1 protein-coding gene and 1 pseudogene are annotated in these 2,521 nt (G+C 60.1%); both read right to left on the reverse strand.

Translation table 11 applies throughout. The features are described 5' to 3' along the window. Positions 1–1,965: 1,4-alpha-glucan branching protein GlgB (gene glgB / locus ACM6I5_RS17295; RefSeq protein WP_414884276.1), on the reverse strand; the 1,965-nt coding region annotated here is incomplete at its 3' end. A 2-nt stretch (positions 1,966–1,967) separates the two neighbouring features. Further along, positions 1,968–2,521: pseudogene (locus ACM6I5_RS17300) on the reverse strand (alpha-amylase); the annotation flags it as partial.

Genomic DNA, 2,521 nt, shown 5'->3' on the forward strand with positions numbered 1-2,521 from the left:
ATAAACGCTGTTGATCGCATCATCGCCGATCAACCACTGGAACCCTTGTGGGGCGTCGTCCTGGTCGTGCAAAGCGGGTTCTTCGCGGTACAACCGGTTCAGGTCGCCGACGAGTTTCTGCACGCCTTTGTGTTCCGAATACTGCAGCAAGTACCAATCCAGCTGCTGATCGTGGTTCCACTCGCGCCACTGGCCAAATTCGCAGCCCATGAACAACAGTTTCTTGCCCGGATGTGCCCACATGAAGCTCAGGTAAGCCCGCAGGTTGGCGAATTTCTGCCAGCGGTCACCGGGCATTTTGTCTATCAGCGAGTGTTTGCCGTGAACCACTTCGTCGTGGGAGATCGGCAGGATGAAGCGTTCGGACCAGGCATACACCAGGCCGAAACTCAGTTCGTTGTGGTGATGGGCGCGGTACACCGGATCTTGCTGGATGTAGTGCAGCGAATCGTGCATCCAGCCCATGTTCCATTTGTAGTCGAAACCCAGGCCACCCTGCTGCGTACTTTGGCTGACGCCAGGCCACGCCGTGGACTCTTCGGCGATCACCAACGCGCCGGGCGCTTCGAGGTTGACCACATCGTTGAGGTGACGCAGGAAGTCGATCGCTTCAAGGTTTTCCCGACCGCCGTGACGGTTCGGCACCCACTCGCCGGCCTTGCGCGAGTAATCGCGGTACAGCATCGACGCCACCGCATCGACGCGCAGGCCGTCGACGTGGAAATGCTTGAGCCAGTGCAGCCCCGAGGCCAGCATGTAGCCGTGTACTTCGGTGCGACCAAGGTTGTAGATCAGCGTGTCCCAATCCTGGTGGAAGCCTTCCTGCGGGTTACCGTATTCGTACAGCGCGGTGCCGTCGAATTGCGCCAGGCCGTGAGTATCGGTCGGAAAATGCGCCGGGACCCAATCGAGAATGACGCCGATATCGGCCAGGTGGCAGGCGTTGACGAACGCTGCGAAATCATCCGGCGAACCGTAACGGGCGCTCGGGGCAAACTGTGAGAGCAGTTGATAGCCCCATGAGCCGCCGAACGGATGTTCCATGATCGGCATCAGTTCAATGTGGGTGAACCCCAGTTCCTTGACGTACGGAATCAAGCGTTCGCCCAGCTCATGCCAGGTGTACTGGCGCGCCACTTCGCCCAGATCGTCCAGCTCGCACTGCCAGGAACCGGCGTGCAATTCGTAGATCGACAGCGGCGCGCTCGGTTTTGAACGCTCGACGCGAGCCTGCATCCACTCGTGATCCTGCCACTCGATGCTCAAGGGAGAGGCGACTTTCGACGCAGTGTCCGGCGGCAGCGTGGTGGCCAGGGCCATCGGATCGGCCTTGAGCGGCAGAATGCCGTGGGTGCCGAGGATCTCGTATTTGTAAGCCTCGCCTGCCTGCAGGCGCGGGATGAACAGTTCCCAGACGCCGGTCGGGTGACGCAGGCGCATCGGGTGCCGACGGCCATCCCAGTTATTGAAGTCACCGACCACCGACACCCGTTTGGCGTTCGGAGCCCACACGGCGAAACGCACGCCGTCGACACCGTCGACGTTTTTCAGCTGCGCACCCAGGCAACTGCTCAAGTCACGGTGATTGCCTTCAGCGAACAGGTACAAATCCATTTCACCGAGCAACGGACCGAAGCTGTAAGGGTCTTCGGAAACCTGTTCGCCGCCCGCCCAACGCGTGCGCAGCACATACGGCTGCGCCCGATCGAAATGCCCGACAAACAGCCCGGGCGTTTCGGTGGCCTCAAGGGCGCCGAGTTCCTCCCCGGAATCCTTGGCCAACACCTGTACGCTCAACGCGTCAGGCAGATAGGCCCGAATGAATTGCCCGCCAGCGCCATCGCCATGGGGGCCGAGAATTGCAAAGGGGTCTTGATGCTGGGCGCGTACCAGCGCGTCGATGTCCCGCGATCTGGGCAGTAACGCCTCTTTAGCGTGACCCTGTTCCTTGTTCGAGAAACTCATGACTACTCTCCACCAAGATCGGAAAAGGGTTTAAGCCCACTCAATAATCCATATAAACCGTGCAATGGCACGGGCAACCAGGTGGGCCGATTTTCTGCTTCATAGGCCACCTCGTACGCCGCTTTTTCCAGACCGAACAACGCCAGCGCGGCGTCCTCGCCTTCCGGATCTTGCCACGCATGAGCAAGACTAGCTGCCGCCAGCCGATAAGCGTCGACAAATGCCTGTTTCGCTTCATTTAAATAGCGTTCCGATACCCGCAGCCGGGCTGCCCGGGCATCGGTGGTGTTATCGACGTTGTGCACGTTGATGGCCATAGCCGCCGCGTAGTCGAACGAGCGCAAGACGCCGCTGACATCCTTGTAGGGGCTATGCTTGCCGCGCCTTTCGGCCAAGGGCCGCGCCGGTTCGCCTTCGAAGTCGATCAGGTAGGCATCGCCCTTGATCACCAACACTTGCCCCAGGTGCAAGTCGCCATGGACGCGAATCCGCAACCCCCCGGTCGCCTTTTTGCCCAGTTCCTGGACGTGGCTGAGGATGGCTTTTTTGTTGTCCA

This window comes from Pseudomonas sp. IT-P171, assembly GCF_949767765.1.
Classification (GTDB): domain Bacteria; phylum Pseudomonadota; class Gammaproteobacteria; order Pseudomonadales; family Pseudomonadaceae; genus Aquipseudomonas; species Aquipseudomonas fluorescens_B.